Raw genomic sequence first — 23,628 nt, 5'->3', positions numbered from 1 at the left:
GGAATTCAGGCGGCGTATTGTAATGCTTTGGCCTTGATGTGACCAGCCTACGAAACCTGCGTAAAAATCCGGTAGAATCAGCATATATCCATCGCCCTTTAAGATGCAGGGTTGTTGGCTGCTCTCATTCACCCGAATCACTTACTGGAGTAAGCTCATCGGGATTCATTCAATTGCCGCCTGCCTGCATCTTAAAGTAGCTTGAATATAGACAATTTAAGGACAAACTCATCATGTTGAATCAGTCAATTGATGTCGCGGTAGTTGGCGGGGGGATGGTCGGTGCGGCTGCAGCCCTTGGCCTTGCGCAAAATGGTTTTCAGGTCGCGGTGATTGAGCATCAGGCTCCGGCAGCTTTTGATGCCGCAAGCCCACCTGATGTACGCATCTCGGCCATCAGCAGCGCCTCAGTCGCGTTACTGAAATCCCTTGGTGTGTGGGATACCGTTCGGGCAATGCGTAGCCATGCGTATCGCCAGCTCGAAACCTGGGAGTGGGAAAGTGCGCACGTTAGCTTTAAGGCGCAAGAACTGGGGCTGCCGGAACTGGGTTACATGGTGGAAAACCAGGTTTTACAGCTCGCGTTGTGGCAGGCGCTGGAGGCCCATCCGAACGTCACGTTGGTTTGCCCTGCACACATTGACCGTATGCACGGGCAGGCAGGGAAGTGGACGTTACACTTTGCGGATGAGCGGACCCTAACGGTTCCGATGGTTATTGGAGCTGATGGCGCAAATTCACAGGTGCGTCGTTGGGCGGGAATTGGTATTCATGCCTGGCAGTATCGTCAGTCGTGTATGCTCATTACGGTAAAATGCGAACAAGAACCCGGCGATAGCACCTGGCAGCATTTTACGCCGAACGGCCCGCACGCGTTTTTGCCCCTCTTTGATAACTGGGCTTCGCTTGTTTGGTACGATTCGCCGGCACGTATTCGCCAGTTGCAAAATATGACGATACCGCAACTGCATAAAGCGATTGAGGCGAGTTTCCCGGAGCGCTTAGGTAAAGTAACACCGATTGCCAGTGGTGCATTTCCGCTGACTCGTCGCCATGCATTGCAATACACCCAGCAAGGGCTTGCATTAATTGGCGATGCCGCGCATACCATTCACCCATTAGCGGGGCAGGGTGTGAATCTAGGTTATCGTGATGTGGACGCTTTACTTGATGTGATGATTAAAGCGCGTAGCTACGGTGAAAACTGGGCAGATGCGCGTATTTTGAAGCGCTACCAGATGCGCAGACAGGCGGATAATTTCCTGATGCAAAGCGGTATGGATCTGTTCTACGCAGGTTTTAGCAATACTTTAGGGCCGTTGCGTGTGATTCGAAACTTAGGGTTGATGGCGGCTGAACGTGGTGGGGTGCTTAAACGCCAGGCGCTGAAGTATGCGTTAGGGTTATGAGTCGATAGTCTTTCGTAGGTCGGATTAGCGTTAGCGACATCCGACTTTAATTCTGACGAGAATATCCAAATGCAGAAAAGCAAAAAGCTCGCCGAAGCGAGCTTTTCATTTTTGGCTGGGGTACGAGGATTCGAACCTCGGAATGCTGGTATCAGAAACCAGAGCCTTACCGCTTGGCGATACCCCAAAAATATGGTGGCTACTACGGGAATCGAACCTGTGACCCCATCATTATGAGTGATGTGCTCTAACCAGCTGAGCTAAGTAGCCTAATTTTAAAACTTTATTCTTCGACTGGCTGGGGTACCTGGATTCGAACCAGGGAATGCCGGTATCAAAAACCGGTGCCTTACCGCTTGGCGATACCCCAACTATGGGCGCACAAAACTAACGTGCTATGTCGAAAAATTGGCTGGGGTACCTGGATTCGAACCAGGGAATGCCGGTATCAAAAACCGGTGCCTTACCGCTTGGCGATACCCCAACTGTGCAACGCTTTAAAATGGTGCGGGAGGCGAGACTTGAACTCGCACACCTTGCGGCGCCAGAACCTAAATCTGGTGCGTCTACCAATTTCGCCACTCCCGCGCTAAAAAAAGAATAATGGTGGCTACTACGGGAATCGAACCTGTGACCCCATCATTATGAGTGATGTGCTCTAACCAGCTGAGCTAAGTAGCCTTCTTTTTTCTGCGTCACCTTATCGGCGTTGCGGGGCGCATTATGCGTAGTTGGCCTTCTAGCGTCAACAATTTTTTCCCGAAAATTGGCGTAAATTGTCTGTTTGATTAGCTTACGAACAGCTTGATGCAATATTCGTCAAAAATCGGTTATTTCGTGGTTTTATGTTAGGGAAAAGCCCAGATAAGAGGTGAGGAATATTGCAGAAACAAAAACGGGCCCGTAGGCCCGTGTGATTCATTTTGCTCAATTATTTGTAAGCGGACTGGTGAACGCCTACTGCACGGCCTGATGGATCATTCATTGTTTTGAATGCTTCATCCCATTCGATGGCCTTAGCTGAAGAACAGGCAACGGATGGGCCGCCTGGAACGCAATGCGCAGCGCTTGGCAGTGGGAATAACTCTTCAAAGATTTCACGATACAAATAAGCTTCTTTAGAGCCTGGTGTGTTGTACGGGAAACGATAGCTTGCGGTTTCCAACTGTTGGTCGGTGACCTGGCCTGCAGCAACTTCTTTCAGCGTATCAATCCAGCTGTAACCTACACCATCAGAGAATTGCTCTTTCTGACGCCATGCAACGCTTGCTGGCAGATAAGATTCAAAACATTCACGCAGGATATGTTTTTCCATCTTGCCGTTGCCGCACATTTTGTCTTTCGGGTTGATGCGCATAGCCACATCGAGGAATTTCTTGTCCAGGAACGGTACGCGAGCTTCAACGCCCCAGGCAGACATCGCTTTGTTAGCACGCGCACAGTCAAACATATGGAGCGCTTGCAGCTTACGAACGGTCTCTTCGTGCAGCTCTTTATCGTTTGGCGCTTTATGGAAGTACAGGTAGCCGCCAAAGACTTCGTCAGAACCTTCACCAGACAGCACCATCTTGATGCCCATTGCTTTGATTTTGCGTGACATCAAATACATTGGGGTAGAGGCGCGGATGGTGGTCACATCGTAAGTTTCAATGTGATAGATAACATCGCGAATCGCATCCAGGCCTTCTTGCACGGTGAAATGAATTTCGTGGTGCACAGTGCCTAAGTGGTTTGCCACTTCTTGCGCTGCTATCAGGTCAGGAGAGCCGACCAGGCCAACTGCAAAAGAGTGCAACTGTGGCCACCAGGCTTCTGAACGTTCTTCATCTTCTACACGGCGCGCAGCAAATTTCTTGGTAATTGCTGAAATAACAGATGAATCCAGACCACCGGACAGCAGCACGCCGTATGGCACGTCAGACATCAGGTGGCTTTTTACGGAATCTTCCAGCGCCTGGCGCAATTCGTTTTTATCAGTAATGTTATCTTTTACTGCATCATATTCGAACCAGTCACGCTGGTAGTAGCTGCGGATCTCACCGTCTTTGCTCCACAGATAGCTGCCTGCCGGGAACTCTTTAATAGTGCGGCAAACCGGAACCAGCGCTTTCATTTCAGAAGCAACGTACATGTTGCCGTGTTCATCATGACCCATATACAGCGGGATGATGCCGATATGGTCACGACCAATCAGGTAAGCATCTTGAGTTTCGTCATACAGAATAAAGGCGAACATACCTTGCAGATCGTCAAGGAACTCCGGGCCTTTTTCCTGATAGAGCGCTAGGATAACTTCACAGTCAGAACCGGTTTGGAATTCGTAACGGTCGCCGTATTCTGCACGCAGAGCCTGATGGTTGTAGATTTCACCGTTCACAGCCAGAGCGTGAGTTTTTTCTTTGTTGTATAGCGGCTGGGCGCCAGCGTTAACGTCAACAATGGAGAGACGTTCATGGGAAAGAATGGCTTTATCGTTAGCGTAAACACCAGACCAGTCTGGGCCACGGTGGCGCATCAGGCGAGATAATTCGAGCGCTTTCTTACGCAATTCGACCGCATCGGTCTTGATATCCAGAACACCAAAAATTGAACACATAGAACTCTCTCCGTAATGCTTCTGTGAGCCATTAAATTGTTTTTACCCTTCATACTTCAAGTTGCAGATGCGTTGTCTGCATTCAGTCACCCGAATCACTTACTCCAGTAAGCTCATCGGGATTCCTTCACTTGCCGCGTTACTCGGCAAAGCCTCGCCTCTGTCGAGGTCAGCGCAAGCGCTGCTCAAAAGGCTAAAGCCTTTTGTCCTGCAACTCGAATTATTTTGGGTAATAGTTGCATTGCATGACTATGAAAATGCGCAATCATTGACGGGAATGCAAGCCCTTTAGTCTTTCAGGGGTAAATAGTTCAATAGCGATTGTCGATTATTGAAAAATGATGAGGGAATAGACGGAATAATTAGCGGATCGGCAATTTCAGGAGGGAGTCGTTAAATGATGGATGCGAATTTATAGGGTGGATTAGCGAATGCATCATCCACCACTTAAACGGTTAGATAATATCGACTTCAGCCACAGATGGATAAATCCACGAAGGGCGGAACGGCATGGCATCGATATCGTTGAGTGTCGAAACACCTGACAGCACCAGAATGGTTTCTAAACCGGCCTGGAATCCGGCAAGAATATCGGTACGAAGGTTATCGCCGACAATTACCGTTTGCTCAGAATGTGCCTGCATTTTATTAAGCGCGGCACGGATAATCCACGGGCTTGGTTTTCCAACACAGAATGGTTTGCGGCCAGAAATTTTCTCTATACCCGCGCAAAGCGCACCACAGGCTGGATAGTAACCACGGCCATGTGTATCAGGGTTAGTCGCAATAAAGCGCGCACCGTTTGCTACGAAGTAGGCGGCCTTGTGCATCATTTCCCAGTTATAAGAGCGGGTTTCACCGACGATGACAAAGTCAGGATTGATATCGGTGATGGTAAAGCCAGCTTTATACAGTTCATGAATCAACGCACCTTCACCGACAACGTACGCTTTTTTTCCTTCCTGACGGCGCAGGAAATCCGCGGTTGCCATTGCGGAGGTATAAAAGACGCTGTCCGGTACTTCAATACCCGCGGACGCAAAACGGTTCGCCAGATCCTGACCTGTCTGCGACGGGTAGTTAGTCAGCAGAACCAGCGGCATACCCTTTTCCATGATGCGGGCTAAGAATTCATTAGCACCCGGTACGGCGACGTTATCGTGCATCAGCACACCGTCAATATCACAAATTACATTCTGAATGGTCATTGATTACCTTGGCTCACATTTCAGGAAGGCGTAACTATATCGTAAAAAGGCTCACGGCTGAGTTAACTTTCCAGCAAACGTTGAAGCAGAACGCCATTCAGCATCGAGCGTTTTACCAAAGCAAAGGCACCAATTGCTGAACGGTCATCGAGTTTTGAGCGCACGACGGGTAGGTTCTTACGGAATGCTTTCAATACTTGAGTATTGATGCAGGCTTCGATAGCGGGAAGAAGCACTTTTTCGGCTTCGATGATTTCCCCGGCAATGACCACTTTTTGCGGATTAAACAGGTTAATCGCGATGGAAATGGCTTTGCCTAAGTGGCGACCAACGTGTTCAATCACTTCGCAGGCCAAGGCATCGCCTTTGTTCGCAGCTTTACAAATCGCAGTAATATCGCAATCTTCAAGTGTCAGGCGGCTGTTATAGCCTTGCTCGAGCAAATGGCGCACACGGTGTTCAATAGCAGCATTGGCGGCAATAGTTTCCAGGCAGCCAAAGTTTCCGCAGTGGCAGCGCTCGCCTAATGGGTCAACCTGAATATGGCCAATCTCACCAACGTTGCCGTTACGGCCAATAAAAATACGCCCGTTAGACAAAATCCCCGCACCTGTACCCCGGTGGACACGCACCAAAATGGAGTCATCGCAATCGTGTGTTGCACCAAAATAGTGCTCAGCAAGCGCCAGGCTACGGATATCGTGACCCACATAGCAAGTCACTTTGAACTGTTTTTCCAGGCTATCGACTAACGACCAGTTATTGACCAGGATATGAGGCATATAACGAATCACACCGCTTTCAGGATCGACCAGGCCTGGCAGGATTACGGAAATCGCAATCAGCTCGCGCATTTTACGTGTGTTTTGTTCGATAAATTGGGCAATAGCGTTTAGCAGTGCATGCTCGAGCGTTTCCTGAGTTCGTTCAGGAAGAGAATAATGCTCTTCGGCAACCGGTTTAGCGCTGAGGTCAAATAACGTGATGGTTGCATCGTGGCGGCCAAGACGTACGCCAATAGCATGGAAATTGCGGGTTTCAGTGATAATTGAGATAGCGCGGCGGCCCCCGGTGGAAGCCTGTTGATCAACTTCTTTGATCAGCCCGCGCTCAATTAACTGGCGAGTAATTTTCGTGACACTGGCAGGTGCTAGCTGGCTCTGTTCGGCAATCTGAATGCGAGAAATTGGCCCATGTTGGTCAATCAGGCGATATACCGCCGCGCTATTCAGTTGTTTTACCAGATCGACATTACCAATTTGAGCCTGTCCGCCAGTCGTCATGCCTTAATTACTCAGTTACGACCTCGTTACCATTAACAAAGGTCTTGGTGATTTTAAAATCGCGGGTAAAGGTCGTCAGGTTGGCGACTTTCCCTGCTTCAATAGTACCTAATTGCTGCTCTACACCCATTGCACGAGCAGGGTAGAGGGTGGCCATACGTAAGACTTCGTCTAATGCGATGCCTGCATGCTCGACCAGGTTACACACCCCTTCAATCATCGTCAGGGCTGAACCGCTCAGCGTACCGTTCTCATCTACGCATAAACCATCACGGTAGTATATTGTTTTTCCTGCGAAAATGAACTCATCGATATTTGCGCCTGCCGGAGCAGTTGCATCAGTCACCAGGCACAGCTTATCGCCTTTGACCTTTTTCGCAGTACGAATATTGGCATAGTCCACATGTAAACCATCGGCAATGATACCGCAGTAAACATCTGGCTCATCAAAAATTGCCCCAGCAAGACCCGGTTCGCGGCCAGTAATGTATGGCATTGCGTTGAATAGGTGGGTTGCAAAGGTGATACCGGCGCGGAAACCAACCTTGGCTTCTTTCACAGTAGCGTTGGAATGCCCGGCTGAAACGATAATGCCGGAAGCAACCAGTTTACTAATCACTTCAGGCCCAACCATTTCTGGTGCCAAAGTGACTTTAGTGATCACATCTGCGTTTTGGCACAGGAAATCAACCAGTTCTGCATCAGGTTTACGCACGAAGCTTGGATTGTGCGTTCCTTTTTTCACCATGTTTAACCACGGGCCTTCAAGATGCAGACCGAGAGCCTGGTGCTGATATTTCGCCAGGTATTCGCGCATCACTTTCACGCCTTGCTTCATCAGCTCATCGCTGCTGGTGATCAGTGTCGGTAAGTAGCTGGTACAGCCAGAACGCTCGTTGGCTTTCTGCATGATTTCCAGCGTTTCAACGGTAACCGCATCTGCGGAATCGTTGAACTGAACGCCACCACAACCATTAAGCTGCACATCAATAAAACCGGGGGCAATGATTGCACCACCCACATCGCGAGTCTCAATACCCGCAGGGAGATCTGAGCGCGGGCAAACGCGTTCAATTAGGCCGTTCGCGATAACAATCGCGTGATCATCAAGAATTTCATGGCCGGTATAAATCCGACCGTGAGTTAATGCAAACATAATTACCCCCGGTTATACCCGCCATACTTCAAGTTGCAGAGGTGTTGGCTGCAACTCGAATTATTTTGGGTATAAGTTAGTATTTAAAGATCTTTGATGTTTTCCGCTTCGAGCTCATTGAAGTACTTCAGCGTCTTCACTTTGAGTTCCATGGTGGACGGCTCATCACAAACAACCACTGCTTTCGGGTGCAGTTGCAGACAGCTAATGGTCCACATGTGATTCACGTTGCCTTCCACTGCTGCTTGCAGAGCTTGCGCTTTCAGATGACCAATTACCAAAATCATCACTTCTTCTGCATCAAGCAGAGTGCCCACGCCCACAGTCAGTGCAAATTTTGGAACCTGAGTAACATCGCCATCAAAGAAACGGGAGTTTGCAACACGGGTGTCATGAGTCAGGGTTTTGATACGAGTACGGGAAGCCAGAGAAGAAGCTGGTTCGTTGAACGCGATGTGACCATCGTTGCCCACGCCACCCATAAACAGGTGAATTTTACCGTATGAACGAATTTTTTCTTCATAACGACGGCACTCTGCGTCAACATCGTCAGCATTGCCATTCAGCAGGTTGATATTTTCCGCTGGGATATCAACATGATCAAAGAAATTGCGGTGCATGAACGTATGATAGCTTTCTGGATGCTCTTTTGGCAGACCAACGTACTCATCCATATTAAAGGTGACGACGTTTTTAAAGCTAACCTGGCCCGCTTTGTGCATCTCTACCAGCGCTTTATACGCTTCAAGTGGAGTACCACCGGTTGGCAGGCCCAGCACGAAAGGACGATCTGCTGTCGGATTAAACGCATTGATACGCTTAACGATATGGCGTGCTGCCCATTTGCCAACTTGAGCTGGGGTAGCCAGGGGAATCAGTCTCATCATTCACCTCATAAGTTAATAGAAAGTAGCTTTAGCCAGATTGTTATCCGAACCCTCTAAGGGTAAACCAGTTTCGAACCAGTTATTACGGGATCAATCCGTCTTGATTTTTCGGATGATAAAATAAGTTTTAGTCGATAGCTAGCCAAAGGGGAGTGGAATAACAATATTTGGTGATTTTAATCACAAAAAAAGGGTGTTTAATTTGCGATACGAATTAATTTTTCACACACTCTGAAAGTTGGCGAATCTTCGTCATGCTTTCAAGGTTTGTTACACAATAATAAAACTGCTTTGAACGAGCCTTAACGGGGTCTCATAGGGGGAATTAACGTGAGTATTCTAGGTTATATGCAAAAGGTTGGCCGTGCGCTGATGGTGCCGGTAGCCACGCTACCAGCCGCAGCCATTTTAATGGGTGTTGGTTACTGGATTGACCCGGTTAGCTGGGGTGGTGATAGCGCATTAGCTGCGTTGTTCATCAAATCTGGTGCTGCAATCATTGACCACATGGGAGTGCTGTTTGCCATTGGTGTGGCTTACGGGATGTCCAAAGATAAAGATGGTGCTGCTGCACTAACCGGTTTTGTCGGTTTCCTGGTTTTGACGACTCTATGTTCGCCAGCCGCTGTTTCCATGATCAAACACATTCCATTGGATCAGGTTCCATTGGCGTTCACTAAAATTGAAAACCAATTTGTGGGCATCATGGTGGGGATTATCTCCGCAGAGTTGTACAACCGTTTCAGCAGCGTCGAGTTGCCGAAAGCGTTGTCCTTCTTCAGCGGTCGTCGCCTGGTTCCAATTCTTACCTCCTTTGTGATGATTGCTGTTGCCTTCATCATGATGTTCATCTGGCCAATCGTTTTCAGCGGCCTGGTGAACTTTGGTGAGCACATCCAGAAAATGGGTTCAATTGGCGCTGGTGTTTATGCGTTCTTCAACCGTCTTCTGATTCCAGTTGGCCTGCATCACGCTCTGAACTCCGTGTTCTGGTTTGATGTTGCAGGTATTAACGATATTCCTAAATTCCTTGGCGGTGCTAAATCTATCGCTGAAGGTACTGGTATCGTTGGTATTACTGGTCGCTATCAGGCTGGCTTCTTCCCAATCATGATGTTTGGCCTTCCAGGTGCTGCATTGGCAATTTACCACTGCGCGCGTCCTGAAAATAAAGCCAAAGTATTGGGTATCATGATGGCGGGTGCGTTTGCTGCCTTCTTTACTGGTATCACCGAACCGTTAGAATTCTCCTTCATGTTCGTTGCTCCAGTTCTGTATCTGATTCACGCAGTGCTTACCGGTATCTCTGTATTTATCGCAGCAAGCATGCATTGGATTGCTGGTTTCGGCTTCAGTGCGGGTCTGGTGGACTTGGTGCTTTCTACCCGTAACCCACTGGCGACTCACTGGTACATGCTGATCCCACAAGGCATCGTGTTCTTCGTGATTTACTACGTGGTCTTCCGTTTCACTATCAACAAATTCAATCTGTTGACTCCAGGTCGTGAACTGGCTGTTGCAGGTGATGAAGCTGATGGTCAGGACGTGAATGTTAGCGCCAACGCCTCTCAAGATGTAACTGAGTTGGCTCGTCAGTACATCGCAGCGGTAGGTGGTTCAGCTAACCTGACAGGTATTGATGCATGTATCACTCGTCTGCGTCTGAACGTGAAAGACTCTTCATTGGTTAATGAAGCTTTGGCGAAACGTCTGGGTGCAACCGGTGTTATCCGTCTGAACAAAACCAGCGTGCAAATCATCGTCGGCTTCGTGGCTGAGAAGATTGCCAACTCCATGAAGACTGTAGGTGAAGTTGCGGCTGCTCCTGTTAGTGCTGCTACCGCGGCGCCAGTGGCTGCTGCTAAACCACAAGCAGTTCCAAATGCTGTAACCATTGCTGCTCTGGTTTCACCAGTGACAGGTGATGTGGTTGCGCTGGACCAGGTTCCTGATGAAGCCTTCGCCAGCAAAGCAGTTGGTGATGGTGTTGCTGTAAAGCCAACTGGAAAAACAGTTGTCGCTCCAGCTGCCGGTACTATCGTAAAAATCTTTAATACCAACCATGCGTTCTGCCTGGAAACCGAGAAAGGTGCTGAGATCGTTGTCCATATGGGCATTGATACCGTTGCACTGAACGGCCAGGGCTTTACTCGTCTGGTAGAAGAGGGTGCTGAAGTGGTTGCAGGCCAGCCGATTCTGGAAATGGATCTTGATTTCCTGAATGCGAATGCCCGCTCCATGATTAGCCCAGTAGTTTGTAGCAACATCGACGACTACAGTGGTCTGGTACTCCAGGCACAAGGTTCTGTTGTTGCGGGGCAAACACCTCTGTACGAAATTAAAGGCAAATAATCGCTCCTGAGTCATAGATTGTGCCTTTAGCGGCTGGAGATTTTCTCCAGCCGCTTTTTTGTTCCTCTAGCACGCCACCCGCCTATACCCTTATTTATGCAACTAAAGGTTGTTTCCGACGCTTGCTTATAAGATCATGTGCCGATAACTAAAGTTTTTGCACAGAGGAACCCGCGATGAGTGAGGCTGAAGCCCGCCCAACTAACTTTATTCGCCAGATTATCGATGAAGATTTGGCTAATGGTAAGCACAACAGCATTTGCACCCGTTTCCCGCCAGAGCCAAATGGTTATCTGCATATCGGCCATGCAAAATCCATCTGCCTGAACTTTGGTATCGCCCAAGATTATCAAGGCCAGTGCAACCTGCGTTTCGATGACACCAACCCGGCAAAAGAAGACATCGAATTCGTAGATTCCATCAAGCACGACGTCGAATGGTTAGGTTTCCATTGGTCTGGTGACGTGCGCTACTCCTCCAATTATTTCGATCAACTGTTCAACTATGCTGTTGAGCTGATCAATAAAGGGCTGGCGTACGTGGATGAACTATCGCCTGAGCAGATCCGTGAATATCGCGGCTCATTGACATCTCCGGGTAAAAACAGCCCTTACCGTGACCGCAGCGTGGAAGAAAACCTCGCGCTGTTTGAGAAGATGCGTAACGGTGAATTTGCTGAAGGGACTGCGTGCCTGCGTGCGAAAATCGACATGGCATCGCAGTTCATCGTGATGCGTGACCCGGTAATTTATCGTATTAAATTTGCCGAACACCACCAGACCGGCAACAAGTGGTGCATCTACCCGATGTACGACTTCACCCACTGCATTTCCGATGCGCTGGAAGGCATTACGCACTCCCTGTGTACGCTGGAATTCCAGGACAACCGTCGTCTGTATGACTGGGTGTTGGATAACATCACAATTCCTGCGCATCCGCGTCAGTACGAGTTCTCTCGCCTGAATCTCGAGTACGCCATCATGTCTAAGCGTAAGCTGAACCAGCTGGTGACTGAGAAGGTTGTAGAGGGCTGGGATGACCCACGTATGCCAACCATCTCGGGTCTGCGTCGTCGTGGTTATACTGCCGCTTCTATTCGTGAGTTCTGTAAGCGCATTGGTGTGACTAAGCAAGACAACACGGTTGAAATGGCATCTCTGGAATCTTGTATCCGTGATGACCTGAACGAGAACGCACCGCGCGCTATGGCTGTTCTCGACCCGGTTAAAGTTATCATCGAAAACTTCCCACAGGGTGAAGTTGAAATGGTAACGATGCCTAACCATCCTAACAAACCAGAGATGGGTAGCCGTCAGGTACCGTTTAGCCGCGAGATCTATATCGATCGAGCTGACTTCCGTGAAGAAGCTAACAAGCAATATAAGCGTCTGGTGTTGGGCAAAGAAGTACGCCTGCGTAATGCATATGTGATTAAAGCCGATCGCGTTGAGAAAGATGAAGCTGGGAATATCACCATGCTGCATTGCTCCTACGATCCGGACACATTAAGCAAAGACCCAGCTGATGGCCGTAAAGTTAAAGGTGTGATTCATTGGGTGAGTGCGGAACATGCATTGCCTGTTGAGATTCGCCTTTATGACCGCCTCTTCAGCGTTGCAAACCCAGGGGCTGCAGAAGATTTCCTTGCAACGATTAACCCGGAATCACTGGTTATCAAACAAGGCTTCGTCGAACCAAGTCTGCAAAATGCCGAAAAAGGCAAAGCGTATCAGTTCGAGCGCGAAGGTTATTTCTGCCTGGATAGCCGTTATGCAACTGCCGAAAAACTGGTATTTAACCGTACCGTTGGCTTGCGTGATACCTGGGCGAAAATGGGCGAATAGCCCCTTTTTACTAAGTCAATAGCTGACAAAAACGCCGCAAATCGCGGCGTTTTTTTTTGCTTTATAATCATTTGCTTAAATATATCTTCACATTCGCGTTGCGAATTAATGTTATTTACACTTCTTCCTATCTACTTTTAATGGTCAACCTCGGAACATTAAAAATTCTTATTTTAATTATGTGAGCGCTCTCATGTGGAGTTTTATATTTTATAATTTGTAATTATCAAGATAAAACTCTCAAGGCATGATTTGTTACAAATACTCATAAATTATGTGCTCTCTGTCATAATATCGGAATGAACTCTTACAAAGTCGTTGATAATTCGCGTCGCGAAAAATAGTCTTAAGCACAGCAGTAATGCGGGCAAATATTCATAACCGCTTTAGCCGTTAGGCATTTTTACTTTTTTTCGCCATAAGGCGTCTTTTAACGTCCGGCGATTATTGATACGTCAAAGAGGAATAATATATGCGTACGTTTAGTGGCAAACGTAGTGCACTGGCGCTTGCAATTGCAGGTGTCACGGCTCTTTCAGGACTGGTAGTCATCCCTCAGGCAAGCGCAGCAGGCTTTGTGGATGACTCGACTCTGACCGGTGGTGTTTATTACTGGCAGCGTGAGCGTGACCGTAAAGATGTTACGACTGATAAATATGAAACTAACCTTGCGCATTCCACCTGGAACGCCAATCTGGACTTCCAGTCTGGTTTCGCCGCTGACATGTTCGGTCTGGATATTGCGGCCTTTACTGCTATCGAAATGGCAGAAAACGGTGACAGCGGTCACCCGAACGAAATCGCATTCTCCTCTGTAAACAAAGCTTACGATGAAGATTTCTCCGGTGATAAAAGTGGCATTAGCCTTTATAAAGCCGCAGCTAAATTCAAATACGGCCCGGTTTGGGCGCGTGGCGGTTACATTCAGCCAACCGGGCAAACCTTGCTCGCACCACACTGGAGCTTCATGCCTGGTACTTACCAGGGCGCTGAAGCCGGTGCAAACTTTGATTACGGCGATTCTGGTGCGCTGAGCTTCTCCTACATGTGGACCAACGAGTATAAAGCTCCATGGCACCTGGAAATGGACAAGTTCTATCAGAATGACAAAAACACCAAAGTTGAATATTTACACTCTCTTGGTGCGAAATATGACTTCAAAAATGATTTCATTCTCGAAGCGGCATTTGGGCAGGCTGAAGGCTACGTTGATCAGTACTTCACCAAAGCAAGCTACAAATTTGATATCGCGGGTAGCCCGTTAACAACCAGCTACCAGTTCTACGGTACGCGTGACAAAGTTTCTGATGGCAGCGTTAACGATCTGTACGATGGCACTGCATGGTTGCAGGCATTGACTCTTGGATACAGAGTAGGCCAGGTTGATTTGCGTCTTGAAGGAACTATTGTGAAGGCCGATGGCCAGCAAGGTTACTTCCTGCAGCGTATGACCCCAACTTATGCATCTTCAAACGGTCGTCTTGATGTGTGGTGGGATAACCGCTCTGACTTCAACGCCAACGGTGAAAAAGCAGTATTTGCAGGCGCTATGTATGACCTGAGCAACTGGAACCTGGCCGGTTGGGCAGTGGGTGCTTCTTATGTGTATGCATGGGATGCTAAACCAAGCTCTAAACCAACCACTGACGGTTACTACGATGCGGATAATCGCCTGAAAGAATCTGCATACAGCCTTGATGCGTTGTACACCGTTCAGGATGGGCGTGCGAAGGGCACGCTGTTCAAACTGCACTTCACTCAGTACGACAACCATTCAGACATCCCAAGCTGGGGCGGTGGTTACGGCAACATCTTCCAGGATGAGCGTGACGTGAAATTCATCGTCATCGCACCGTTTACCATCTTCTGATTCGAATCCGGGCGTGAAAACGCCCGGTTTTCTTAAGGATATCAAGCATGAAAAAAATCGTACTGACTATGGTGATGGCGTTAGGTTTGAGTGCGTGTGCGCAGCAGCAACCTAAAACGGCTCCGGAAGATACAAAACTAAAGCAAGCGTATAGTGCCTGTATTAACACCGCAGAAGGCAATCCGGATAAAATTCAGGCCTGCCAAAGTGTATTGAATGTGTTGGCTCAGGAGAAGGAACACCAGGAGTTTGCGAAGAAAGAAACGGTTCGCACCCTGGATTACCAGAACTGCATTCAGGCAACACGTACTGGTAATGACCAGGCTGTGAAAGCAAAATGCGATAAAATCTGGCAAGAGATTCGCGCTAACAATAAGTAATCGCTGAATTCAGGCAATAAAAAAACCGGTGAGTTTGTTCACCGGTTTTTTTATACCCGTCATACTTCAAGCTGCATGTGCGTTGGCTTTCCTCGCTCACCCCAGTCACTTACTTGAGTAAGCTCCTGAGGATTCACTGCGTTGCCGCCTTCCTGCAACTTGAATTATTTAGGGTATATGTGTTCAGAATATGCAGATTACTTTTCGCTGATTTCGTGTGCGTTTTCGTCGGTACGGCAATCACCTTCAGCGCAGTGACCATAAAGGTACAGGCTGTGGTTAGTCAGACGAATACCATGACGAGATGCGATTTCACGCTGGCGGGCTTCAATTGAATCATCGCTGAATTCAATAACTTTGCCACAATCCAGGCAAATCAGGTGGTCATGGTGATGCTGTTGTGTAAGTTCGAACACGGATTTGCCGCCTTCGAAGTTATGGCGAGTCACAATGCCTGCATCATCAAACTGGTTTAATACACGATAAACTGTGGCGAGACCAATCTCTTCGCCCATATCAATCAGACGTTTATATAAGTCTTCCGCACTGACGTGATGGTTCACCGGCCCTTGCAACACTTCAAGGATTTTTAATCGCGGAAGCGTGACTTTCAGGCCGGCCTTCTTTAATGCGGTATTGTTGTCAGTCATGCGGAAATTGTCCTGTTGCTTAACGATTCGCTCGGACTCAGGGTGAGCGTTAAGATGAATGCGTCTCATTATAGAACTGCCACTTCTAAATGGGAACCGCAAGTATTATGCATAATCAAGCTAAGAAATGGCGGTTGAGTCGCGATTTGATTGCCTTGTTAGCTATTTTGTCAGGAGTTCATTGTACAGGGACAAACTGAAAAGTTAAAAATTTGTAGCAATTATTTTAATCGGAAATAACTATCAATGTGGCGCAACCTAATAGTTGCGCCACATCTGGAATCAGGCGTTGATGATATCAGCCAGGTTCAGTTCTTCAGAAACTTGTTTGACCCACTTCTGAACACGTTCAGCAGTCAGTTCTGGTTGACGGTCTTCGTCAATCGCCAGACCAACAAAGTGGTCATCGTCTGCAAGACCTTTAGATGCTTCGAAATGGTAACCAGCAGTTGGCCAGTGACCGACGATTGCTGCACCACGCGGTTCAATGATGTCGCGGATAGTGCCTAATGCGTCACAGAAGTATTCTGCGTAGTCTTCCTGGTCACCGCAACCGAACAGCGCGACCAGTTTGCCATTGAAATCAACTTCTTCCAGAGTTGGGAAGAAATCGTCCCAATCACACTGGGCTTCGCCGTAATACCATGTTGGAATGCCGAGAAGCAGAATGTCGAAGCCTTCCAGGTCTTCTTTGCTGCTCTTAGCAATGTCATGCACCTCAGCAACATCTTTACCGAGCTGTTTTTGAATCATCTTCGCGATATTTTCGGTGTTACCAGTGTCGCTGCCGAAAAAAATGCCTACGATTGCCATGAGTAAAATAACCTCTTGATACTTAATGGTATGGTGGCTGCTATTTGGCCACAGATAGGGCAATCATAGCAGAACACTTCGTGGTGCGGAAACTGCTATCGCCCCGGTGTGCACAGACTGCAAAATTGCATACCAGGGCATAGCACTAAAACTAACTGAGATGTTGCTTCAGTTGTTCGAGAAGTATCTCTTCAATCAATTCACTACGACTGATATTGCGCGCTTCAGCCAACTGATTGAGAGCATCTACCGCATCGTTATTGAGCTTTAGCTCCACTCGCTTCAGGCCGCGTACTTTATCGCGCTTGAGCTGGTTGCGTTTGTTGATACGCAATTGCTCATCACGCGTTAGCGGATTGGTTTTTGGTCGCCCCGGGCGACGCTCGTCCGCGAACAGATCTAATGTAGTACGGTCCGTTTGTTCTTTTGCCATGATTAGACTACTGACAGGGAATTCAGGTGGCACGGAGCGGGGTGCTCTGGCGCAATTTAGCGCGCAATCATACATCAGCATGGCTTGCGCGCCAACGCGTTAGCCGCAACTTGCGGCCAGTCGGTTTGTTTTTAATCAGTTTGCTGCGGATTCGTCGATAAAACGATGGATTGCGCGCAAAACAGCATCAGGTTTTTCAGCATGAACCCAGTGACCAGCCCCGGCCACGACGTGCGCACGTGCCTGCGGGAACTGCGAAAGCAACTGGCTACGATGTGATTCATCAACATAAGGAGACGCCCCGCCGCGAATAAATAGCGCGGGTTCATTCCATGCAGGAATGTTTTGCCAGCCTACAATATTCTCATACTGCTCCCACAGTACCGGCACATTGAATTTCCACTCACCATCAGCAAAAGACTTCAGCAAGAACTGAATAACGCCTTCTTCATTAAGATGCTCGCGCATCACGGTCGCGGCCTGCTGGCGAGTTTTAACATCTGCCTCGGTAACTGCATTAATCGCTGCGAAAATTTCATCGTGGCGCCGAACTTGATAATCCACTGGGGCAATGTCAATCAGCACTAGTTTATCAATACGTTCCGGGGCAATGGCAGTCAGTGCCATTGCCACTTTGCCACCCATTGAATGGCCAATAATAATGGCTTTCTCAATGCCATACTCGTCGAGCGTTTCGACGACGTCTTGCGCCATCGCGGCGTAGTTCATCTCTTCGCTTCGTGGCGATAACCCGTGGTTGCGTAGATCGATTTGCAGTAAATCATGATCCTGCCCAAGGTCACGGGCCAGCACGCCCAGGTTATCAAGGCTACCAAAAAGACCGTGAATAAGGACGATGGGGGAATTACTAGTCGATTGTTGCGCAGTTTGCAGGCGAGCATTCAATTTCATGGCAAAGTTCTTTTTTTTTACTTCGTGTGGTTAGGGTATCATAACGGCATCCTGCCGCACTGCCGCAAATTTCCAGTTTAGTCTGACTTTGTGGTGCGACAAAAGCTTGGCGCTACCCGAGGTTGGGATTTGTCCTTATAATCCCAATTACTTGCATTCAGAAAAGATATCGCACTGGATTAAGATGAAAACAATTGAAGTTGATGACGAGCTCTATCGCTATATTGCCAGCCACACGCAGCACATTGGTGAAAGCGCGTCCGATATTTTACGGCGCATGTTGAAATTTACCGCCGGCCAAACTCCAGCTACACCAGCAACTACCGGTCAGACGGCCGCAACTGCTCCGGAAGCCAAACCCGTAAATAAAGCACGCGATCGCGTTCGTGCGGTTCGTGAATTACTGCTGTCCGATGAATATGCGGAGCAAAAGAAAGCGGTTAACCGTTTCATGATGGTGCTTTCAACTCTGTATACACTTGATGCTCAAGCTTTTGGTGAAGCGACTGAATCGCTGCATGGTCGTACACGTGTCTATTTTGCAGGTAATGAACAGACGTTGCTGCAAAACGGAAACCAGACCAAACCTAAGCATGTTCCAGGAACGCCATACTGGGTTATTACTAACACCAATACTGGTCGTAAATGCAGCATGATAGAACACATCATGCAATCAATGCAGTTCCCGGCGGAATTGATTGAAAAGGTTTGCGGCACAATTTAACACCTCGCGTCAGAAGGAAAGGCCAATGGCTAACCACCCTCGTGCAGGACAACCGGCACAACAGAGCGATTTGATTAACGTAGCCCAACTGACGGCCCAGTATTATGTACTGAAGCCTGAAGTGGGGAATAGCGAACATGCGGTGAAGTTCGGGACATCCGGTCACCGTGGTAGTGCGGCACGTCAAAACTTCAACGAGCCTCACATTCTGGCGATTGCTCAGGCGATTGCAGAAGATCGTGCAAAAAATGGCATTACCGGGCCGTGCTACGTGGGTAAAGATACCCACGCGCTGTCTGAACCTGCGTTTATCTCCGTACTGGAAGTGCTGGCTGCGAACGGTGTGGATGTCATTGTGCAGCAGGCGAATGGCTACACGCCAACGCCGGCTATCTCTCACGCCATTCTGACGCATAACAAAAATGGCGGTGCACTGGCAGACGGTATCGTTATTACCCCTTCACACAACCCGCCTGATGATGGTGGTATCAAATACAATCCACCAAATGGTGGCCCGGCTGATACTAATGTCACCAAAGTTGTTGAAGATCGTGCCAATGCATTGCTGGCCGCAGGTCTGAAAGACGTGAAACGTATCTCTCTTGATCAGGCGTGGAAAAGTGGTCACGTACAAGAGCAAGATCTGGTGCAACCGTTTATTGAAGGGTTGGTGGATATCGTTGATATGGCCGCCATCCAGAAAGCGGGCCTGAAGCTGGGTGTTGATCCACTCGGTGGTTCCGGTATCGAATACTGGCAGCGCATCGCCAAACACTACAATCTGGATCTGACGATTGTTAATGATCATGTTGATCAAACCTTCCGCTTTATGCATCTAGACAAAGATGGCGCGATCCGCATGGATTGTTCATCCGAGTGCGCAATGGAAGGTCTGCTGGCGCTGCGTGACAAGTTCGACCTGGCTTTCGCCAATGACCCGGATTACGACCGCCACGGTATCGTCACTCCTGCAGGTTTGATGAATCCAAATCACTATCTTGCTGTTGCGATTAACTATCTGTTCCAGCACCGCCCGCAGTGGGGCAAAGATGTTGCCGTCGGTAAAACTCTGGTGTCTTCCGCGATGATTGACCGCGTGGTTAACGATTTGGGCCGCAAACTGGTAGAAGTTCCGGTTGGCTTCAAATGGTTTGTTGACGGCCTGTTCGATGGCAGCTTCGGTTTTGGTGGCGAAGAGAGCGCAGGGGCATCGTTCCTGCGTTTCGACGGCACGCCATGGTCTACCGATAAAGACGGCATCATCATGTGCCTGCTGGCGGCAGAAATTACTGCTGTAACCGGCAAAAACCCGCAGCAGCATTACGACGAACTGGCTGAACGCTTCGGCGCGCCAAGCTACAACCGCCTGCAGGCTTCCGCCACTTCCGCTCAGAAAGCGGCGCTGTCTAAACTCTCCCCAGAAATGGTGAGCGCAAGCACCCTGGCGGGTGACCCGATCACGGCACGCTTAACGGCGGCTCCGGGCAACGGCGCATCCATCGGCGGCCTGAAAGTGATGACTGAAAACGGCTGGTTTGCTGCACGTCCTTCCGGTACGGAAGATGCGTACAAAATCTATTGTGAAAGTTTCTTAGGCGCGGAACATCGCCTGCAAATTGAGAAAGAAGCGGTAGAGATTGTCAGCGAAGTGCTGAAAAACGCGAAGTAATTCGCAAAAGTGAAAAAGGCGCCGAAAGGCGCTTTTTTTGTATGTTTCGGATGACGCTTCGCTAAAGCATAAACCGATAACCAATCCCCGTTTCCGTCAACAAATGCGCCGGGCGCGCAGGATCGTTTTCCAATTTCTGCCGCAAATGCCCCATATAAATCCGCAAATAATGGCTGTGTTCCACCGCGTTTGGCCCCCATACCTGGTTGAGCAACTGGCGCTGCGTCAGAACTTTTCCATGGTTATTGATAAGCGTGGCGAGCAGGCGAAATTCAATCGGCGTGAGGTGGATTTCTGCACCATCGCGGGTAATGCGGCGGTTCGCGAGATCAACGCTGATATTTGAAAACTGATAAACCGGGGCGGGCTGCGCAAGACTTGCATGGCGACGTAAGACTACGCGCAGTCGCGCTTGCAGCTCACCAATACCAAAGGGTTTGCTGAGATAGTCATCGGCGCCGGCATCCAGGGCATCAATCTTCACTTGTTCGTCGCTTCGAGCTGAAAGCACCACAATCGGCGTCTGGCTCCACTGGCGAAAATCGCGGATAAAATCAATGCCGTCACCATCTGGCAAACCAAGATCGAGAATGACTAAATCGGGCTTGCGCGTTGCGGCTTCCAGCAAACCACGTTGCAATGTTTCTGCTTCATGTACGCGCAGCGATTCGGCTTCCAGCGCAGTGCGCAGAAAACGACGGATCTCTTTTTCGTCTTCAACAATCAGAACTGATATCACATAACCTCGTTCATTTCAGCCAGCTCCGGCTGTGGGGGAAGGGGTAAAATAACATGGAAACTGGCACCGCCCTCCGCTCGATTCGCCGCAATAATTTCACCGTCGTGGACTTCAACAATCGCCTGGCAAATTGCCAGCCCTAAACCTACGCCAGGAATAGCCGACTCTTTATTACCACGGGAAAATTTATCAAAAATCTTTTGTTCCTGGCCCGCAGGAATACCGGGGCCACTGTCCCAGACTTCCAGATCCAGTTTATCAGCCGATGCCTGCGCACGAATGCCAATTTCCGCTTTATACCCGGCGTATTTCACGGCGTTTTCCAGCAGATTTATTAACACGCGCTCAAACAGCGGGCCATCAACATGAATCAATAACAGCGGGTCAGGCAACGCCAAATCAATATGCCGCCCGCCGAGTCCTGGCTCCAGCATTTTTAACGCGCTGCCGACCACTTCTTCCAGCGTCAGCCACTCTTTGCGCAGATTAAATCCACCGGACTGAATCCGCGCCATATCCAGTAAGTTGTTCACCAGGCGCGTGGTGTTGAGGACGTGTTGGCGAATATCGTTGGCTTGCGGAGCGTGTTTCGATCCTTCAGAGGCCAGATCTAACGTCAGAATTTCTGCCTGACCAAAAAGCACCGTCAGTGGAGTGCGCAAGTCGTGTGAAAGTGCTGCAAGCAACGAGTTGCGCACTTGTTCTCGCTCACTGGAAAGCCGGGCTTGTTCTTCGCTGGCGGTCAGTAACAATCGCTCCAGTGCAGTCGCCGCCAGTAACGTGAAGGTCTCCAGTAACCGTTGCTGCTCGGGGATCATTAACTGGCGCAAATTATTCGGTTCGACAATTAACAGGCCGAGAGTTTTTTCCGGTGTTTTTAGCGGCAGAATTTGATACGGCACACCGGGCAGTGTATCCGTGCCGGCACCGGCTGGTTGGCCTTTATCAAAGCTCCAACGCGCTATAGCTTCGTCCCAGTTTTGAGGTTCGCCCCAGGCATTTACCCGCTCTAATTGGCCATTTTCGTTGGGCAGCAACAACTGTGTACGGGCATTGAAACTGTTATTGATAAATAGCTCGCTGGTGGCCGCAATATCTTGCGGAGTGCGTTCTGCGGCGAGGGCTTTCGACATCTCATAAAGATGACGTGTGCGCTGTTCGCGATAACGGGCAATTCGTGCCTGATAACGCACGCCCGCGGTGAGATTACCGATAACGAGGCCGACCGTTAGCATCACGGCGAACGTTAGCAGGTACTGAATATCAGAAACCGCCAGCGTGCCATGGGGGGCAATAAAAAAGAGATCAAAACTAAGAACGCTTATCACAGTTGCCAGCACCGAAGGCCAGCGCCCGTAGAATAGCGCGACAATAACGACACCCAGCAAATAGAGCATCACCAGGTTGGCGGCATCGAAGTCCATTAGCCACTGATTGGCAATAAACGTTGTGATGGCACATAAAGCAATCGCCACCCCGCAGCCGCGTAACTGCACACGCCATTTTTCCGCAAAGCTGCGCGAGTCCTGGGCTGATGGTGATGCTGATGCGGGTTTATCATCGAGGGCGACGATCACTAAATCGAGGTCTGGGGCACGGCGGGCTAAACGATCGGCAAAGGATTCCCGGCTCCAGAAGCGACGAGTGGTGCGCCTGCCGATAATAATCTTGCCGAGATTGTGCTCGCGTGCGTAACGCAAAATCGCTTTATCTTCTGCCGGGTCGGCTAGTGTGGTGGTCTCTGCCCCCAACTCTTGAGCGAGGCGAAGCGAAGCTAAAATAGCGCGACGTTGATGTTCAGGTAAACGGTGAAGCTGTGGCGTTTCGACATACACGGCGTGCCAGATGCTACCTAGTTTTGCTGCCAGGCGTGCGGCGGTACGAACCAGTTTCTCATTGCCAGAACTGTGGCCGATACACAACAAAATGGCATCGCGCGTGTGCCAGACTTTCTCTTCACCCTGATTATCACGCCATGCCCGCATTTGGTCGTCAACGCGATCGGCGGTGCGGCGCAGTGCCAGTTCACGCAGGGCAATCAAATTCCCTTTCCGGAAGAAGTGCTCAATGGCGCGTTCGGCCTGGCCTGCGATATACACTTTGCCTTCGTGCAGGCGCTGGCGTAAATCATCGGGCGGCAAGTCGACCAGTACAATCTCATCGGCTGCATCAAAAATAGGGTCGGGTACCGTTTCGCGTACCTGAATCCCGGTCACGCCGCCGACAATATCGTTGAGGCTTTCAAGATGCTGCACGTTGACGGTGGTGAACACATCAATACCGGCGTCGAGCAACTCTTCCACATCCTGCCAACGCTTAGGGTGACGAGAACCTGGCGCATTGCTGTGCGCCAGTTCGTCCATCAGAATCAGGGCCGGGTTACGCGCCAGTGCAGCGTCGAGGTCGAACTCATGAACCCAGCGTCCACGATGGTGCGTGCGCCTGGCGGGCAGCAGATCCAGCCCGTCAAGCAATGCAGCCGTCTCTTTACGCCCGTGAGTTTCCACCACGCCAATCAGAATACCTAGCCCTTGTGCGCGCAGGCGCTGCGCTTCCTGGAGCATGGCGTAGGTTTTCCCCACGCCCGCACAGGCACCGAAAAATACTTTCAGCTTCCCGCGTGTTGGGCGGCTAACCTGCTCTAGCAGCTTATCCGGATCGGGGCGCTGCGGTTCCTGTGTCATAACAACTCCTTTGAACCTG

18 protein-coding genes and 6 tRNA genes are annotated in these 23,628 nt (G+C 49.5%); 7 read left to right on the top strand and 17 right to left on the bottom strand.

Annotated elements, in window-relative coordinates; all coding sequences use genetic code 11:
* The first annotated feature begins 233 nt into the window (after nt 1-233).
* Nucleotides 234-1,409, top strand: a complete 1,176-nt coding sequence (ubiF, locus tag GC128_RS01990; RefSeq protein WP_151992875.1) for a 3-demethoxyubiquinol 3-hydroxylase — start codon at nt 234-236, stop codon at nt 1,407-1,409.
* A 112-nt stretch (nt 1,410-1,521) separates the two neighbouring features.
* On the opposite strand, the gene GC128_RS01985 is transcribed toward ubiF, so the two are convergent.
* From GC128_RS01985 to nagB, 11 genes are all read right to left on the bottom strand, one after another.
* Nucleotides 1,522-1,596 (bottom strand) — tRNA-Gln (locus GC128_RS01985).
* 6 nt (nt 1,597-1,602) lie between these two features.
* Nucleotides 1,603-1,679, bottom strand: a tRNA-Met gene (locus GC128_RS01980).
* 25 nt (nt 1,680-1,704) lie between these two features.
* Nucleotides 1,705-1,779: transfer RNA gene (locus tag GC128_RS01975), tRNA-Gln, on the bottom strand.
* 39 nt (nt 1,780-1,818) lie between these two features.
* A tRNA-Gln gene (locus tag GC128_RS01970) sits at nt 1,819-1,893 on the bottom strand.
* Nucleotides 1,894-1,912: 19 nt separating this feature from the next.
* Nucleotides 1,913-1,997, bottom strand: a tRNA-Leu gene (locus GC128_RS01965).
* A 16-nt stretch (nt 1,998-2,013) separates the two neighbouring features.
* Nucleotides 2,014-2,090, bottom strand: a tRNA-Met gene (locus GC128_RS01960).
* 250 nt (nt 2,091-2,340) lie between these two features.
* Complete coding sequence (asnB, locus tag GC128_RS01955) at nt 2,341-4,005, bottom strand: asparagine synthase B (protein ID WP_151992874.1); 1,665 nt, start codon at nt 4,003-4,005, stop codon at nt 2,341-2,343.
* A gap of 455 nt (nt 4,006-4,460) precedes the next feature.
* Nucleotides 4,461-5,213 carry an HAD-IIA family hydrolase gene (locus tag GC128_RS01950; protein WP_151992873.1) on the bottom strand — a complete coding sequence of 251 codons (753 nt, stop codon included), beginning with the start codon at nt 5,211-5,213 and terminating at the stop codon, nt 4,461-4,463.
* Nucleotides 5,214-5,275: 62 nt separating this feature from the next.
* Nucleotides 5,276-6,496, bottom strand: a complete 1,221-nt coding sequence (nagC, locus tag GC128_RS01945) for a DNA-binding transcriptional regulator NagC (protein WP_151992872.1) — start codon at nt 6,494-6,496, stop codon at nt 5,276-5,278.
* Between the two features lie 7 nt (nt 6,497-6,503).
* Complete coding sequence (gene nagA / locus GC128_RS01940) at nt 6,504-7,652, bottom strand: N-acetylglucosamine-6-phosphate deacetylase (protein ID WP_151992871.1); 1,149 nt, start codon at nt 7,650-7,652, stop codon at nt 6,504-6,506.
* A gap of 83 nt (nt 7,653-7,735) precedes the next feature.
* Nucleotides 7,736-8,536 carry a glucosamine-6-phosphate deaminase gene (nagB, locus tag GC128_RS01935; protein WP_064517071.1) on the bottom strand — a complete coding sequence of 267 codons (801 nt, stop codon included), beginning with the start codon at nt 8,534-8,536 and terminating at the stop codon, nt 7,736-7,738.
* Nucleotides 8,537-8,869: 333 nt separating this feature from the next.
* Here nagB and nagE point away from each other — a divergent pair, with 333 nt between their 5' ends.
* The 4 genes from nagE to chiQ all read left to right on the top strand — a co-directional run bounded on the left by nagE (nt 8,870) and on the right by chiQ (nt 14,985).
* Nucleotides 8,870-10,891, top strand: a complete 2,022-nt coding sequence (gene nagE, locus GC128_RS01930) for an N-acetylglucosamine-specific PTS transporter subunit IIBC (protein ID WP_151992870.1) — start codon at nt 8,870-8,872, stop codon at nt 10,889-10,891.
* Between the two features lie 176 nt (nt 10,892-11,067).
* Complete coding sequence (gene glnS / locus GC128_RS01925) at nt 11,068-12,735, top strand: glutamine--tRNA ligase (RefSeq protein WP_151992869.1); 1,668 nt, start codon at nt 11,068-11,070, stop codon at nt 12,733-12,735.
* A 472-nt stretch (nt 12,736-13,207) separates the two neighbouring features.
* Nucleotides 13,208-14,605, top strand: a complete 1,398-nt coding sequence (gene chiP, locus GC128_RS01920) for a chitoporin ChiP (RefSeq protein ID WP_151992868.1) — start codon at nt 13,208-13,210, stop codon at nt 14,603-14,605.
* 47 nt (nt 14,606-14,652) lie between these two features.
* Nucleotides 14,653-14,985 carry a ChiQ/YbfN family lipoprotein gene (gene chiQ / locus GC128_RS01915; RefSeq protein WP_151992867.1) on the top strand — a complete coding sequence of 111 codons (333 nt, stop codon included), beginning with the start codon at nt 14,653-14,655 and terminating at the stop codon, nt 14,983-14,985.
* A gap of 197 nt (nt 14,986-15,182) precedes the next feature.
* Here the strand turns inward: chiQ and fur are convergent, their stop codons facing one another.
* From fur to ybfF, 4 genes are all read right to left on the bottom strand, one after another.
* On the bottom strand, nt 15,183-15,635 hold the full coding sequence (fur, locus tag GC128_RS01910) for a ferric iron uptake transcriptional regulator (protein ID WP_034456677.1): 453 nt from the start codon (nt 15,633-15,635) through the stop codon (nt 15,183-15,185).
* Between the two features lie 282 nt (nt 15,636-15,917).
* Complete coding sequence (gene fldA / locus GC128_RS01905) at nt 15,918-16,448, bottom strand: flavodoxin FldA (RefSeq protein WP_034456675.1); 531 nt, start codon at nt 16,446-16,448, stop codon at nt 15,918-15,920.
* Between the two features lie 151 nt (nt 16,449-16,599).
* Nucleotides 16,600-16,881 carry a LexA regulated protein gene (ybfE, locus tag GC128_RS01900; protein ID WP_064517087.1) on the bottom strand — a complete coding sequence of 94 codons (282 nt, stop codon included), beginning with the start codon at nt 16,879-16,881 and terminating at the stop codon, nt 16,600-16,602.
* 135 nt (nt 16,882-17,016) lie between these two features.
* A complete protein-coding gene (gene ybfF, locus GC128_RS01895) occupies nt 17,017-17,793 on the bottom strand; it encodes an esterase (RefSeq protein ID WP_151992866.1) in 777 nt (258 codons plus the stop codon).
* Between the two features lie 184 nt (nt 17,794-17,977).
* On the opposite strand from ybfF, the gene seqA reads away from it, so the two are divergent.
* Nucleotides 17,978-18,517: a replication initiation negative regulator SeqA gene (gene seqA, locus GC128_RS01890; protein ID WP_151992865.1), complete on the top strand. Its 540-nt coding sequence runs from the start codon at nt 17,978-17,980 to the stop codon at nt 18,515-18,517.
* 25 nt (nt 18,518-18,542) lie between these two features.
* Complete coding sequence (pgm, locus tag GC128_RS01885; RefSeq protein WP_151992864.1) at nt 18,543-20,186, top strand: phosphoglucomutase (alpha-D-glucose-1,6-bisphosphate-dependent); 1,644 nt, start codon at nt 18,543-18,545, stop codon at nt 20,184-20,186.
* A gap of 61 nt (nt 20,187-20,247) precedes the next feature.
* Here pgm and kdpE read toward each other — a convergent pair whose 3' ends face one another.
* Together kdpE and kdpD are read right to left on the bottom strand one after the other, a co-directional pair.
* Nucleotides 20,248-20,925: a two-component system response regulator KdpE gene (kdpE, locus tag GC128_RS01880; RefSeq protein WP_151992863.1), complete on the bottom strand. Its 678-nt coding sequence runs from the start codon at nt 20,923-20,925 to the stop codon at nt 20,248-20,250.
* Complete coding sequence (gene kdpD, locus GC128_RS01875) at nt 20,922-23,609, bottom strand: two-component system sensor histidine kinase KdpD (RefSeq protein ID WP_151992862.1); 2,688 nt, start codon at nt 23,607-23,609, stop codon at nt 20,922-20,924. Before kdpD ends, kdpE begins: the two co-directional genes overlap by 4 nt.
* Nucleotides 23,610-23,628: the final 19 nt, after the last annotated feature.

Source organism: Buttiauxella massiliensis, from assembly GCF_902500225.1.
Lineage (GTDB): Bacteria > Pseudomonadota > Gammaproteobacteria > Enterobacterales > Enterobacteriaceae > Buttiauxella > Buttiauxella massiliensis.
Note: the sequence above shows the minus strand (reverse complement) of the source record. Positions and strands in the feature narration are given on the sequence as shown.